This is a genomic window from Rhodococcus sp. UFZ-B548 (assembly GCF_903819475.1).
GTDB lineage: Bacteria > Actinomycetota > Actinomycetes > Mycobacteriales > Mycobacteriaceae > Rhodococcus_F > Rhodococcus_F erythropolis.
Map to the genome: position 1 here is coordinate 1 of NZ_CAIJDS010000091.1, position 12,470 is coordinate 12,470.

Here is a 12,470-nt window from a genome sequence, read left to right on the forward strand (position 1 = left end):
TTCGACACGTTTGATTATCACGCATTACCGGTATCGTCGTGGGCGCCGAGGATCAACGATCCGACTCCTCCTGCCGCACCTCCCGAGCCGGGGAGGAAGCCGCACACTACGGCCTCACAATTAGCTCTCAGAGGCGTTTTGATCCAGTCGCGAGATCGCTTGCCTGGCTGGTAGATCGAGGAAATATTCTTGGCGACTATACCTTCCAGATGGTGTTTCTTCGCGACTTCCAACATGGTCGGTCCGTCGACGTTGAGCCAGTGTGGTGGGACTTTGATGCGTGGATGTTCGAGGCTGAGGTTGGCGAGCGCTTCACGGCGCTCGAGGTAAGGAAGCTCGGTCGTCGACTTTCCGTCGACGTCGAGGACATCGAACACATAGTACGAGGTCAGAGCCTCGTTGCGGAGCTGAGCGGTGGGCCGCAGAACGTGCATCCGGCGCTGCAACAGGGAGAAGGACGGGACACCGTCGGGTCCGAGAGCGACGATTTCCCCGTCGAGGACGGTTTCTCGGTGTTCGAGCACCGAGCGGAGTGCATCGACGATCTCGGGGAATGATGCGCTGATGTTGTTGCCGTTGCGCGACCAGAGCATCGGATGCACGGAACCTGTTGTTGCTATTGCTCTTTGGCCATCCCATTTCGACTCGAATGCCCAGCGCTCCCCCGTCGGTGGGCCCAGCGCTCCCCCGTCGGTGGATTGCCGAGCGTGGCGAGCATCGGCGGAACCGGTTTTCCTGTGGCGGCGCTCATCTCTCCACTGTGCGCAGGTTTGTCCTGCTTCGCGGCTGTTTTCGGGAGGTTGAGACACTGTCGATATGACTCGACCCCCTGCCCCGGACGAGGGCTGGACTCCGCCGCCTGACGAGGGTCAGGCCGGAATGGTTCTGTTGCCGAATGGTTGGTGGGGATTTCGGTACAAGGCTGGGGTGAGGCCACTCATCGTGGAGAAACCGGAAGAGCGCGACGCACCGCCGGGCACGTCCGCCGGGTGCGATCGTCCGGATCATTGATCCTATAGGTCGAAAAAGGTCTTTCAGCTGGGAAGACGACACGTCCCCTCACTCCTCGAAGGGTCGGCCGGCCGGGCGCCGGCTCGCCCTCCGGATCAGGGGACACCCCGTTGAGTTCAACGCCCGATTTCGGACACGATGCGCAGGTCATCGAGCCGCTCGATGACTCACCCGGCCAGTCGCACTCGTGCGTTCGTGAGCGATGCACTGCGCTTGGACTTCGACGAAAGCTGAGCAGAGCATCATGAGCATCGCAACACGATCGTCACCCTCGACGATCACGGCATGTGCCCTCACTGCCGGGCACCGCGTGCAGTTCGTTCAACCGGCAGACCTGTGGTGGACCGTCCGTGCGGTATCCGACGACCACCAATTCGTCATCCTCACCAGGCCGAACCCTGAAGGCGAGGGTGTCGTCTACACAGTCATCGACAACAACCGCGGTGTTCGAGGGCCGGCCAGCATGTGGGGGAACGGTTACGAAACCGACGATCAGGTTGCCCGATCGCTCAGCGACCTCGTCGATGGAAGATCGGAAGTCAGCCGCCGGCCATCGCGATGGGAAGAGACGCGCATCGCCGCGGTACTGCTGCCCGTGAGTCCGCCGAGCGTCGACGGCGAGCAGCGATGACGATGACGTCGCCATATCTGAGCTGCCATGGGTGTGGAATCACCGCCGGCGAGAACGAAAACGGTTGCGCTGACATCGAATCCGTTCTCGAACGAGGGTGGACGCATGCCAGAGACGAAAGCTACTGCCCGATTTGCGCTGATGTTCGGTCACAGACCTGGCCGGACACCGAGGAAACGGAGGAAAGGGCCGAACCCATGATTCCGAAAGCAACTCGCCGAGTGCGCGAAACGACGATCAGGGCCGGAGTGGCCGGCATCGCGGGCGGGTTCGCACTCGCGACCATCTTTCTCACCTTCACCCCTTACCTTGCTGGTGTCGCCTGCGGTGTGTGTCTAGCCGTGGTGTCCGCCGTCGCGTTGGTCATCGCCTGCGCACCCGAGATCCGGCGCGAGGCCAAGACCAGGCGCACGCGCGATTGACCGATTCTGTGATGTTAACTTGCTGACAAGTTGGCAGGTGAACACCTCTCGATGCCCCGGCGACGTTGTCGGGGCATCGCCGTATCCGGACTCTCCCTCTCGGTGAGGGACCGGAACGTGTGCAGGTCAGCGGATCGCAGAGCATCGCCGGCGCCTGACCGCGCCTCTGTTCGGGAACCGCTGGCCCTCTGATCGCCGGCACACGCCCGCGCGGTGCGCCGTGGGGGCAGTTCTATTGTGCGGCGCTTACCGCATCGGAAGTAACCCATAACCAAAGGTCCAAGCCTGTTTTACCGTCGCCCGTGGTGGCGTGAATCTTCACACAAGCGAGCTTGTGTACCGTCGGTCATTGACCGCAGAGGGGAAACCGAGATGCTGTTGTCTTCCTGGCGAGTGTGTATCACCGAAACTCGTGTAGCCCGTCCCTCGGATTACGGTGCACCGGAGGGTGCCGTAAGAATTTTCTTTCCAGAAGACCCGTTTCCCGGTTCACCGTTTTTGTTGTCTCCGTCGTTCGAGTACGACGTGGACCTCAATTCGTACTTCCGAAACCCGAGTTTCGTCACGATGTCACCGATCAGCCAGCAGGGCTATGCACGCAACATCGCCGCGTTCCTTTCATTTCTCACCTCAGCGCGGAGCGGCATCTCATGGCGTGATGCGAATGAGGACGACCATGTCGCTTACCTGGTCTGGCGACGGCGCGATGCTTCCGGCCCACGAGTGTCCGGAGCAACTTGGAACCGAGAAGTCGCGGCAGTCAACAACTTCTATCGCTGGCAGTGCGCAAGGGATTCGTCGCCGCGAACCCGATCCCGCACCATGCCCGTAGTGGTCGCTCTCATACCCCGGGCCGCATCGACGATCAAGGAAGTAGTCCCACGACCTATTCGCGAGATGTCAACCGGGACAACATCGAGTGGATTCCGCAAGCCTCTTATCGGCGATGGAGAGACACCGGAATGAAGGGTATGAACGCGGACGGTCTCCCTCGCCCCGCATTCCGCGGACGCTGGGCGACGCGTAATGCGGTGTTCTGCGATCTCATGGTGCGAACCGGACTACGCCTCGCCGAGCAGTCCGCACTTACGGTCTTCGACCTGCCCACCGAGCACCAGCCCGTGTCCTATCAACGCTTCCGACTCCCGGTAGCCATCGCCAAAGGCTCCTCGACCAGATGGGTGTACATACCGGAATCCATCGTCAGAGAACTGATCAACTACCGCGATGTCGATCGCCGCCAGATTATCGACGACGCTCGCGCACACGGACGGTACGACAAAATCGCTCGCCCGCTCGTCGTCGAGGACCCTGCCCAACCTATCGCTGTCGACTACACGAACGCCGGCGTCAAGGCACGCGTAAAGGTCTCCAATCTGGACCACACCGACCGGCGCCGCCTATACATCGCCGGTGATCGCGGATTGGAACCCGCCTCGTTCTGGCTGACGGAACGAGGAATGCCAGTGTCGGTGTCGAGGTGGAAGGGTCTGTTCCACGAGGCCAACGTCCGGTGCGCCGACGTCGGTATACCTCTGCGCGTGCACCCACACATGTTGCGCCATACCTTTGCGGTGGTAACCCTCGAACAACTTCAACGCGGCCATATCGCGGCATTGCGCGAACAGACTGCGGAACAACGTGGCCACTACACACGAATTTTCGGCGATCCCCTCGACTGGGTTCGGCGCCGTATGGGACATCGCTCGATCACCACAACGATGATTTACCTTCACACCCTCGCCGAGCTGGAAATGGAGACCCGGATGGCATTGGTGCCTGACGATTGGGAGGAACCGCCAGCGCCGCCAAATCCATTGGCCTCGAACACGAATGCCTCGCAGTGAAACCCCGCACGGGTGCCGGAACTCATACCGGTCAACCATCGAAGACACCCACGGGTCAGTATGACGTTTCACCACGCCACGAACCGTCGACCGCATCTGCTCCGGCCGACGCTGCGAGCACCACATCGGTCCAGTTCATCGGAGATGACGGACGGACACGGACGTTCTCCGCCGACAAGTGGCCCATGCCCGGCTGGCACGGACCGGCACTCGATGCATTCGCCCGACGCACAGGTCCGACCGGAACATTGCGGACAGAAGCGTCCGCGCGTTCGATCTGGCTGCTCCTCTCCTCGTTTCTGCGGTATCTCGACTTGGTTCCCGATTCGCCAGCAGTACCGTCCGCTCTCACGCTGCGGCATGTCCAGGGGTATCTCCGGCAGCGAGCATCTGTGGCCAGTATCAACCGATCGCTGGAGTGCCAGACAATTTTGCGGCGAGTATTGATCGAACCTCCGTTGCGCGAGATGATCGCCCCCGACATCCACGCTGCTCTGGCACGTTCGGTTCCGAAGTTCAGAAAGCTGAATGCGTCCGGATACTCGGATGGAGAATTCACGCGAATCCTCGGCGCTGCACGCGCTGACGTCTCGGCAACCCGGTCACGAATCGAGTTTTCGGAACGAATTCTTGCCGGTAACAATCCCAAAGTCCACCGAAAAGTCCTTGTCCGCTATAGATAGGGCGAAACTACGAAAGATCGCCAGCACCGGAATCGTTCCGCGTTCCCCGGCCGGACCGTCTATGACGTGGCGGCGCAGACTCGCCCAGGCAGAACAACTGTTCCTCCTGAAGAGGGATCTCGTTCCGATCCTCATTCTCCTGATCGCGCTGACCGGCCGGAATGTGGAAACTCTCAAAGACTTACCAGCCGAACACCAGATCCTGGAAGGAACGGCCGTGCAAATACAGCTGACGAAACGTCGTCGGGGCGATCAGCACTGGCATGAAACCGTCACCTGGGAAATCGGTCCACCGCATCGGGAACTCGACACACCGGGAGGGCTGTACCTGCTACTGCACCGATTGATGACCCGCGGGCGAACGTACACGGATTCGACTGCACTGTGGTCGATCTGGCGCAACGGAATCGCAGGCGGCATCACCGGCATTGCTGAACACATGAGTCCGTTTCGCGCATCTTTGTCCGACCCACCCCTCATGCCCAGCGAATGGGCGGCGGGGCATTCACTGCTCACAGATCCGCCGAGCGAAACGGAGGTGGGACGGCCGTTGACGGTGACGTTCGGCCGGATCCGGACCACTATCGAAGTTGCCAGAGTCAAAAGGTTGGGCGGTCATCTGCCCTCTGCAGCACGCTCGAACAGTGTGGAAGTGCTATTTGGGAATTACCTTCGAGGGGACGCTTCGGCAGCAGAATGGAGCGCCGAAACTCTCACCGCTGCCATCGCCGAAGCCGAGAGCGCTGCGCTCGATGCCCATGTTCGCGCACTTGCGGCCGCGGGCGGCTCGCTGAAGGTAGTTCCGGAAGCGGCAGTCCCTGCGGATCATGAGGCACTCTGGAATGGTTGCACTGACCCCGACGCTCACCCTGCGACCGGCCGAATATGTCGTCGCACAACATTTCTCGACTGCTTCCACTGCGCGAACTGCGTCATCACCTCAAGTCACCTTCCCGCTGTGCTCGGCTTGCGGCAGGCGCTCTACGAACGGCGATCGGTGCTATCGGAGTCCGACTGGTGGAGCCGCTACGGCCCCGTCTGGGTGACCATCGAATATGAAGTACTCCCCAAATTTACGCCGGGACAAGTCTCACACGCCGAGTTGATCAAGCCTGCTGATGCTCTTCTCGACCTCGTCGAACATCCCTGGGACATCCCATGACCGAACCACAACCCCACTGCGATACAGGCCCCCATGTACTCACAGGGCGGCCGCTGCGCCCCGATATCCCCGATGATCGCCTTCCTCGATACGCGGACATGGTGTGGCGACTCGACGCCGCCCAGCTGCAATCACATCTGAGTTCGGAGCGTTTGGATTTCACCACCATCCCCGCCCGTCAACAGCGCACCGCGAAAGAGCTTTTCGCCGCCCTCTTATCGGGACCGTTACCGCTGGGAGAGTATCGCCTGGCCATGGGCACCGTCACCGCTCTGTTTCCACAGGTTAAACGGTTTCTAATCTGGGCCGATGGCACGTGTCCCAGAATTTCGTTGGCCGCCCTGTCTCCCGAGATGCTCGGAAACTACGCCCTCTTCCTACTCGCCGATGTCCCCGACACCGGCCACCGCGAGAACGCCCGACGCGCAGTGCGCATGCTGTGGCGGTATCGAAGCGCCCTGACCGAGCCCCTCAACTTCGACCCTCAGTACGCAGCCGAGGGATGGTCCCAGCAATCGCGCTCACGCGCGGAAAACATCACCCCTCGCATCCCTGAACAGGTACTCGGTCCGCTCATTGCATGGTCGTTGAGATTCGTCGACGATTTCGCACCCGACATCCTGACCGCCCTCGAACACAGCGGGCCCATCAAGAACCGAACCAAGCCCTCCGCTCTTGGCCGAAACTCCGGAGCACACGCAGCCCTGACGGAGGTCCTCGATCGCTACATCCGAACTGGACAACCCCTACCCGGTACGAGGCGAGGAGTGAACCGATCACTCCTCGCCGCGGAGGCCGGCATCAGCGACATCCGAAGACCTGAACAGTGGGAATCGATCGCCGCTGCCGAAAAGCTGGTCGGCGTCGATCCGTACACATGGTTTCCTATAACCATCTCGGGGAGACTCGACGAAAAGCCGTGGACCAACGGGATCTGCGCAAACAACCATCCGAGCAAGTCCGCGAGAGTGCTCTCACGGATGCTCCTCACCGCCTGCTACGTCCTTGTCGCCTATCTGTCCGGCATGCGCGAAAGTGAAGTCAAAAGCCTGCGACCCGGCTGCGTCACGGTTCTCCGAAGATCCGACGGAACCCCATACCGATGGACAGTTTCCGGCACAGCCTTCAAGGGCGCCAAAGATCCACACGGCGTCGACGCCACATGGACAGTCGGCGCGCCAGTGGCCCGCGCCATCGACGTCCTCACCGAACTACGCCGGCCAGGCACCGAGTATCTATTCACCTTTCTCACCCAATCGCGCGACGAAGCCAGTGGTTTCCGCCCCAATCGAGTTTTCACCACCTGCGCCACCAATGTGCAGCTCAACGATCTGTGCAGCTGGATCAACAACTACTGCGCCGACCACGGACGCACCGACATCGTTCCCACGGTGAACGGCGCACCATGGATACTGTCCACCCGACAGTTCCGACGAACACTTGCCTGGTTCATTGCCCGACAACCCGGCGGAGCCGTAGCGGGCGCGATCGCATACCGCCACTTGAGCATTCAAATGTTCGAAGGATACGCCGGAACCTCAGATTCAGGTTTCCGTGCGGAGGTCGAAGCTGAGCAAGCGCTACTGAGAGGCAACGATCTTATGGCCATGATCGATCAACACGCCCACACCCCGTTGACCGGTCCAGCCGCAGCAGAAGGCGCAACACGACTCGCGGCGCTGGCCGGCCATCCCCAGTTCACCGGGGCTGTGATCACCGACCCCAAACGGCTCGCACGTGTACTGAAAGGCAAAGCCGGAGCCATCTACCCAGGCGAATACGCAACATGTGTCTTCGATGTCCGAAAAGCGCTGTGTCTGAACAGCAGCGCCGACAAGAGCGCAGTTCCGCAGCTCGATCACTGTCAACCGCTCGCCTGCACGAACGTCGCGCTCACGGTCGGCAACCTCACGAAACTGAACGCAGAGGCCGAGAAAATCGCGGCCACCCTTCGTGAACGTCCCACACTCCCACCGCTCCTACACAGCCAACTCTCCGAACGGGCCTCACAGATTCACGCATTCGTCGACCGCCACCGCCCGGACCCACGATGACCCCGCCCAGCGGATTGCCAACCACGGCAGTTGTATCCGTGGAGCTTGCCGCGTTACTGGCCGAATCGGCCGAACGTGGAGTCCTGCCCAGTGCTCTTGCTCTCGCCCGCCGCCTCGGCATCGCGAACACCACCCTGAGGCGCAATTTTCCAGAGACAGTCGAGGTGCTGACGAAGCACCGGCAGACCGACCGCAGTACGCCCACACTCGCGGCGCCACCCAATCACATCCAGAATCTCGAACTCGAGAACCGGAAGCTCCGCACGCGTAATCGCGAACTCACCGAACAAGTCGCTCTAGCTTCGTCACAAATCCAGCAACTCAGCCTCGAAGCGCACCAACTTCGCACGGAGCTCCATCAACGCACGGCCGTCGCCACCATATCCAGCCCCCGTAAATGACCAGCCAGAAGTCGATTCCGCACTCCCGTCAGGCCTTACTCAACGCCGTCAATGCATCTGTGCCGATGGGTTCTTCGGCGAGCATCGGGACGATGGCGGTTCGTTGGCTGTATTGGCTTGTGATGCTGCCGATTTCGGCGATCTCGCCGGCTGCGCGTTGCTTCAGGAGCGGCGAGGTCGGTTCGGCTGCGACGAGGGAGTTGTTGACCACCCACGCCCAAGGCTCGATTCCTGCGCGTTGTAGGTCGGCTTGCAGACCGGCGGCTTCGAGGACGGGTGTGGTTTCGGCGAGGGTCACGAGTAGGACTTTCGTGGCGTTCGGGTCCTGTAGTCGCATGAGCGGGGTGGTGAAGTTCGTGTTCTCACCCATTTGTCGGGCGATTTCCCGGTGGTAGGAGCCGGTGGCGTCGAGCAACAACAAGGTGTGACCGGTCGGGGCGGTGTCGACGACGACGAATTTGCGGCTCGATTCGTGAATCACCCGCGAAAACGCCTGAAAGACCGCCACTTCCTCGGTGCAGGGCGATCGGAGGTCTTCGGCGAGGTTCGCGCGGCCGCGGTCGTCGAGATTCTTGCCTTTGGTGGTCAGGACCCGGTTGCGGTACTGCTCGGTGGCGTCGGCGGGGTCGATTCGGGAGACCTGGAGGTTGTCGAGTTCCCCGTTCAAAGTTTCTGTCAGGTGTGCGGCCGGGTCGGTGGTGGTCAGGTGCACCTGGTGGCCGCGTTCGGCGAGGGCGACAGCGATGGCGGCGGCGATGGTGGTCTTGCCGACTCCGCCTTTGCCCATGCACATGATCAGGCCGTGATCATCGGTGTCGAGTTCGTCGATCAGGGATGAGAGCGGAGCACTGAGCAGCTGCAGGGACGGGTCCGCTGAGGCCGCGGATACCGGGCTGAGGTCGGCAGCGAAGAAGCTCTCGAGTGCATCGATGCCGACGATGTTGGTCGCTTTGAGCGGGACCTGATCGGTCGGCAATTGCGCCAATTCGGTTGGCAGGGCGGCGATCGCGGCTTGTTCACGCCGGTGGATCGCGGTCGCGAGCGGATCGGTGTCGTCGCCCGGCGCCGGGAGGACACCGTTGATCACGACATGCTGATGGGTCAGTCCGATGTCGGCGAGTTCGCGGTGGGTGCGGGTGATTTCGGTGAGCGTCGAACGCTGGGCGCGCGAGACCAGGACGAGGCGGGTCCGCTGCGGATCTGCGAGCGCGGCAACGGCGTCGGCGTAGATGGCGCGCTGCTTCTCGAGCCCGGACAGCGGACCCAGGCATGATGCATCGCCTTTACCGTCGTCGAGGAACTCGGTCCACGATCCGGGAAGCTGCAGCAGCCGGATGGTGTGCCCCGTCGGAGCGGTGTCGAAGAGGACATGGTCGAAGCCCGCGGTGATGTCGCCTTGGCCGGAGAGCAGTCCGGTGAACTCGTTGAACGACGCTATTTCGGTGGTGCAGGACCCGGAGAGCTGTTCGGCGATCGCCGCGATCTCCTTCTCGGGGAGCAGTCCGCGGACGGGGCCGATGATCCGCTCGCGATAGGCGGCAGCGGCTTGTTCCGGATCGATCTCGAGGGCCGACAGCCCCGCCGCTGCGGGGATCGAGGTGATGGTGTTGCCGATACTCACACCGAACACCTGCCCGACGTTGGAGGCGGGATCGGTGCTCACGAGCAGCACTTTCTTCCCGGCGCGGGCGAGGGTGATCGCGCTCGCGCACGCGATGGAGGTCTTTCCGACACCGCCTTTGCCGGTGAAGAACAGGAATCGGGGCGCATCGTTCAGGAACTTCATTGCGGTGTCGGCGCTTTCAGCAGCAGGTGGTGGAGTCGGCGTCGTCGGTGGAGCAGCATGCCGAGCCGTCGGCGAGTCCGAGCATGGCGATCCCGGCCGGCGCGTCCGCGGCGCCCGGTTCGGTGATGCCTGCCCATTTCGCGAGCTGGTTGCGGGTGGGATAGGTGCCGGTCAGGGCGGTGACTCCGTCGACGATCGCCAGCGGGAGTCCTTCGGAGCCTGAAATTTTGAGGAATGCTGCGACGGTGTCGTTGCCGGCGAACGCAAGGGGGTCGTTGGCGAGGTTGTGGCGGGTGATGGTGCCGCCGTTGCTTGCGACCCAGTCGAGGTCGGCGGTGAAGGTGATCAGCGCTTGGTCGACGTCGTCGCCGCAGACGCCGGTGTTGCAGCACAGTGCGGGTTCGAATACTTCGATGGTGCTCATGGTGATGTCCTCTTTCTTACTTCGCGGGTCTTCGATGGTGCGGCTAGCGGTTCCGATATCAGCGGGTCGCTAGACGGGCAGCGAGAGCGTCGACGCGGGAGGCGATGTCGTCGCGGACCAGGCGCATTCGTTCGATTCCGTCGATGCCGCGTTCGGACGGCTCGTCGGTGTCCCAGTTCTCGAAGTCGGTACCGGCGACGGGATCGACCTTCGCTTCGCTGCCCAGGGTGACGACGAGGTCGACATCGCGCACCAGTTGCGGATCGATCAGCGTCGGGGTCTCACCAGTGATGTCCACCCCGACCTCGAGGAGGGTTTCGGCAGACAGGGCGTTGACCGCCGAGCCTGGTTTCGTGCCGGCCGAGTACACGTCCACCTGGTCACCGGCGGCTTTGCGCATGAGGCCGGCGGCCATCTGGGATTTGCCGCCGTTCTTGACGCACACGAACAGCACTGAAGGCTTGCTCATCGAAGTTCCTTTCGCTGGGCGTGGGAGTCAGACGGCGTCGACCGTGTGGCCGGCTGCGTCGAGCGTGTTGGCGGTGATGTCGCCGCGGTCGGCCAGCCAGCGTTCGGCGTCGATTGCTGCGGAGCATCCGGTGCCGGCAGCGGTGATCGCCTGACGGTACGTGTGATCGACCAGGTCACCGGCAGCGAAGACGCCGTCGACGGAGGTCGCGGTGGAACCGGGAGCGACGCGCACGTATCCGACGTCGTCGAGATCGACCTGGCCCTTGACGAGCTCACTGCGCGGGTCGTGGCCGATGGCGACGAACATGCCGGTGATCTCGAGTGTGGAAGTTTCACCGGTGACAGTGTCGCGCACGACGAGGCCGGTGACGCTGTTCTCACCGAGCACCTCGACGGGCTCGGCATTGGTCAGGAAGCGGATCTTCTCGTTGGCCTTGGCGCGCTCGAGCATGATCCGTGAGGCGCGGAACTCCTCGCGGCGGTGCACCAAGGTGACCGAGCGAGCGAAACGGGTGAGGAAGGTTGCTTCTTCCATCGCGGAATCGCCGCCGCCGACCACGACGATGTCCTGGTCACGGAAGAAGAAGCCGTCGCAGGTGGCGCAGGCGCTGACGCCGCGGCCGAGGAGGCGTTCTTCACCGGGAATGCCCAGGTAGCGGGCTGCCGCGCCCATGGCGAGGATGATCGCGTGCGCGGCGTAGGTTTCGCCGTTCGCGACGACCGTCTTGATCGGGCCGCTGAGATCGATCTCTTCGACGTCCTCGGTGCGGATGTCGGTGTCGAAGCGCAGTGCCTGCTCGCGCATCTGTTCCATCAGATCGGGGCCCATGATTCCTTCGCGGAATCCGGGGAAGTTCTCGACCACGGTGGTGGTCATGAGGGCGCCACCGAACTGGGTTCCCTCGAAGAGCAGGGGCGCGAGCTCAGCGCGCGCGGTGTAGACACCAGCGGTGTAGCCGGCCGGTCCGGAACCGACAATGATGACGTCATGGACCGTGGACGGGATGGTCATAGTGTCTCTTTCACGGAATCGAAGGGGGCGTGGGTGGTCAGCGCGATACCGACGGGGCGGTGAGTTCGCTGATCAGGGCTTGTACGCGAGTCTTGATCTCGTCGCGGATCGGGCGAACCGCATCGATGCCTTTGCCGGCCGGATCGTCGAGGACCCAGTCGCGGTAGCTCTTGCCGGGGAAAATCGGGCAGGTGTCGCCGCAGCCCATCGTGATCACGACATCCGAATCCTGCACGGCATCGGCGGTGAGGATCTTCGGGGTCTGGGCGGAGATGTCGATTCCGAGTTCGGCCATCGCTTCGACTGCGGCGGAGTTGATGGTGTCCGCGGGGGCGGATCCGGCGGAGCGGACCTCGATGGCATCGCCGGCGAGGTGGCTCAGGAAACCGGCGGCCATCTGCGATCGGCCGGCGTTGTGGACACAGACGAACAGGACACTGGGCTTGCTGGTCATGGAGCTGAAACCTTTCCGTCAGTGGGGGTGAAGCGTTTACGTAGAGCAAGGGAGACGTAGACCAGCCCGACGAGCACCGGTACCTCGATCAGCGGGCCGACAACACCGGCAA

The 12,470-nt window shown here is 62.4% G+C and carries 15 protein-coding genes and 1 pseudogene; 9 read left to right on the plus strand and 7 right to left on the minus strand.

The window, feature by feature from the left end:
• Nucleotides 1-17: 17 nt before the first annotated feature.
• A complete protein-coding gene (locus H7C86_RS35505) occupies nt 18-809 on the minus strand; it encodes an RNA ligase family protein (RefSeq protein ID WP_259349424.1) in 792 nt (263 codons plus the stop codon).
• Between the two features lie 7 nt (nt 810-816).
• Here H7C86_RS35505 and H7C86_RS35510 point away from each other — a divergent pair, with 7 nt between their 5' ends.
• The 9 genes from H7C86_RS35510 to H7C86_RS35550 all read left to right on the plus strand — a co-directional run bounded on the left by H7C86_RS35510 (nt 817) and on the right by H7C86_RS35550 (nt 8,211).
• On the plus strand, nt 817-1,011 hold the full coding sequence (locus H7C86_RS35510; protein WP_083471082.1) for a hypothetical protein: 195 nt from the start codon (nt 817-819) through the stop codon (nt 1,009-1,011).
• A 244-nt stretch (nt 1,012-1,255) separates the two neighbouring features.
• Complete coding sequence (locus tag H7C86_RS35515; RefSeq protein ID WP_054186475.1) at nt 1,256-1,642, plus strand: hypothetical protein; 387 nt, start codon at nt 1,256-1,258, stop codon at nt 1,640-1,642.
• Between the two features lie 2 nt (nt 1,643-1,644).
• Nucleotides 1,645-2,064: a hypothetical protein gene (locus tag H7C86_RS35520; protein ID WP_147343833.1), complete on the plus strand. Its 420-nt coding sequence runs from the start codon at nt 1,645-1,647 to the stop codon at nt 2,062-2,064.
• Between the two features lie 567 nt (nt 2,065-2,631).
• Complete coding sequence (locus H7C86_RS38130; RefSeq protein ID WP_350318891.1) at nt 2,632-3,030, plus strand: site-specific integrase; 399 nt, start codon at nt 2,632-2,634, stop codon at nt 3,028-3,030.
• Nucleotides 3,027-3,911: a site-specific integrase gene (locus tag H7C86_RS35530; protein WP_054186478.1), complete on the plus strand. Its 885-nt coding sequence runs from the start codon at nt 3,027-3,029 to the stop codon at nt 3,909-3,911. The genes H7C86_RS38130 and H7C86_RS35530 overlap by 4 nt, the downstream gene beginning before the upstream one ends.
• A complete protein-coding gene (locus H7C86_RS35535) occupies nt 3,908-4,594 on the plus strand; it encodes a hypothetical protein (protein ID WP_054186479.1) in 687 nt (228 codons plus the stop codon). The genes H7C86_RS35530 and H7C86_RS35535 overlap by 4 nt, the downstream gene beginning before the upstream one ends.
• 61 nt (nt 4,595-4,655) lie before the next feature.
• Nucleotides 4,656-5,756, plus strand: a complete 1,101-nt coding sequence (locus H7C86_RS35540; RefSeq protein WP_182263375.1) for a hypothetical protein — start codon at nt 4,656-4,658, stop codon at nt 5,754-5,756.
• A complete protein-coding gene (locus tag H7C86_RS35545; RefSeq protein WP_182263376.1) occupies nt 5,753-7,810 on the plus strand; it encodes a hypothetical protein in 2,058 nt (685 codons plus the stop codon). Before H7C86_RS35540 ends, H7C86_RS35545 begins: the two co-directional genes overlap by 4 nt.
• Nucleotides 7,807-8,211 (plus strand): hypothetical protein, encoded by a 405-nt coding sequence (locus tag H7C86_RS35550; RefSeq protein WP_054186482.1) that lies wholly within the window; start codon nt 7,807-7,809, stop codon nt 8,209-8,211. Before H7C86_RS35545 ends, H7C86_RS35550 begins: the two co-directional genes overlap by 4 nt.
• A gap of 28 nt (nt 8,212-8,239) precedes the next feature.
• On the opposite strand, the gene arsA is transcribed toward H7C86_RS35550, so the two are convergent.
• From arsA to H7C86_RS37770, 6 genes and pseudogenes are all read right to left on the minus strand, one after another.
• Entirely contained in the window at nt 8,240-9,997 is a 1,758-nt protein-coding gene (gene arsA, locus H7C86_RS35555) for an arsenical pump-driving ATPase (protein ID WP_182263377.1), read from the minus strand.
• Nucleotides 9,998-10,013: 16 nt separating this feature from the next.
• Complete coding sequence (gene arsD, locus H7C86_RS35560) at nt 10,014-10,421, minus strand: arsenite efflux transporter metallochaperone ArsD (RefSeq protein WP_054186484.1); 408 nt, start codon at nt 10,419-10,421, stop codon at nt 10,014-10,016.
• Between the two features lie 58 nt (nt 10,422-10,479).
• On the minus strand, nt 10,480-10,890 hold the full coding sequence (locus H7C86_RS35565) for a low molecular weight phosphatase family protein (RefSeq protein WP_054186485.1): 411 nt from the start codon (nt 10,888-10,890) through the stop codon (nt 10,480-10,482).
• Nucleotides 10,891-10,917: 27 nt separating this feature from the next.
• Complete coding sequence (trxB, locus tag H7C86_RS35570; protein WP_182263378.1) at nt 10,918-11,904, minus strand: thioredoxin-disulfide reductase; 987 nt, start codon at nt 11,902-11,904, stop codon at nt 10,918-10,920.
• A gap of 37 nt (nt 11,905-11,941) precedes the next feature.
• The gene (locus tag H7C86_RS35575; RefSeq protein WP_054186421.1) at nt 11,942-12,358 is read right to left on the minus strand and encodes an arsenate reductase ArsC; all 417 of its coding nucleotides are present in this window, start codon (nt 12,356-12,358) and stop codon (nt 11,942-11,944) included.
• Nucleotides 12,355-12,470 (minus strand): annotated as a pseudogene (locus tag H7C86_RS37770) (arsenical-resistance protein); the annotation flags it as partial. The pseudogene H7C86_RS37770 and the gene H7C86_RS35575, both read right to left, overlap by 4 nt.

What these genes read in the sequence shown, in the direction of transcription:
- H7C86_RS35510 (WP_083471082.1), top strand. Translation starts at nt 817, where the DNA reads ATGACTCGACCCCCTGCCCCGGACGAGGGCTGGACTCCGCCGCCTGAC.
- H7C86_RS35515 (WP_054186475.1), top strand. Translation starts at nt 1,256, where the DNA reads ATGAGCATCGCAACACGATCGTCACCCTCGACGATCACGGCATGTGCC.
- H7C86_RS35520 (WP_147343833.1), top strand. Translation starts at nt 1,645, where the DNA reads ATGACGTCGCCATATCTGAGCTGCCATGGGTGTGGAATCACCGCCGGC.
- H7C86_RS38130 (WP_350318891.1), top strand. Translation starts at nt 2,632, where the DNA reads ATGTCACCGATCAGCCAGCAGGGCTATGCACGCAACATCGCCGCGTTC.
- H7C86_RS35530 (WP_054186478.1), top strand. Translation starts at nt 3,027, where the DNA reads ATGAAGGGTATGAACGCGGACGGTCTCCCTCGCCCCGCATTCCGCGGA.
- H7C86_RS35540 (WP_182263375.1), top strand. Translation starts at nt 4,656, where the DNA reads ATGACGTGGCGGCGCAGACTCGCCCAGGCAGAACAACTGTTCCTCCTG.
- H7C86_RS35545 (WP_182263376.1), top strand. Translation starts at nt 5,753, where the DNA reads ATGACCGAACCACAACCCCACTGCGATACAGGCCCCCATGTACTCACA.
- H7C86_RS35550 (WP_054186482.1), top strand. Translation starts at nt 7,807, where the DNA reads ATGACCCCGCCCAGCGGATTGCCAACCACGGCAGTTGTATCCGTGGAG.
- arsA (WP_182263377.1), bottom strand. Translation starts at nt 9,997, where the DNA reads ATGAAGTTCCTGAACGATGCGCCCCGATTCCTGTTCTTCACCGGCAAA.
- arsD (WP_054186484.1), bottom strand. Translation starts at nt 10,421, where the DNA reads ATGAGCACCATCGAAGTATTCGAACCCGCACTGTGCTGCAACACCGGC.
- H7C86_RS35565 (WP_054186485.1), bottom strand. Translation starts at nt 10,890, where the DNA reads ATGAGCAAGCCTTCAGTGCTGTTCGTGTGCGTCAAGAACGGCGGCAAA.
- trxB (WP_182263378.1), bottom strand. Translation starts at nt 11,904, where the DNA reads ATGACCATCCCGTCCACGGTCCATGACGTCATCATTGTCGGTTCCGGA.
- H7C86_RS35575 (WP_054186421.1), bottom strand. Translation starts at nt 12,358, where the DNA reads ATGACCAGCAAGCCCAGTGTCCTGTTCGTCTGTGTCCACAACGCCGGC.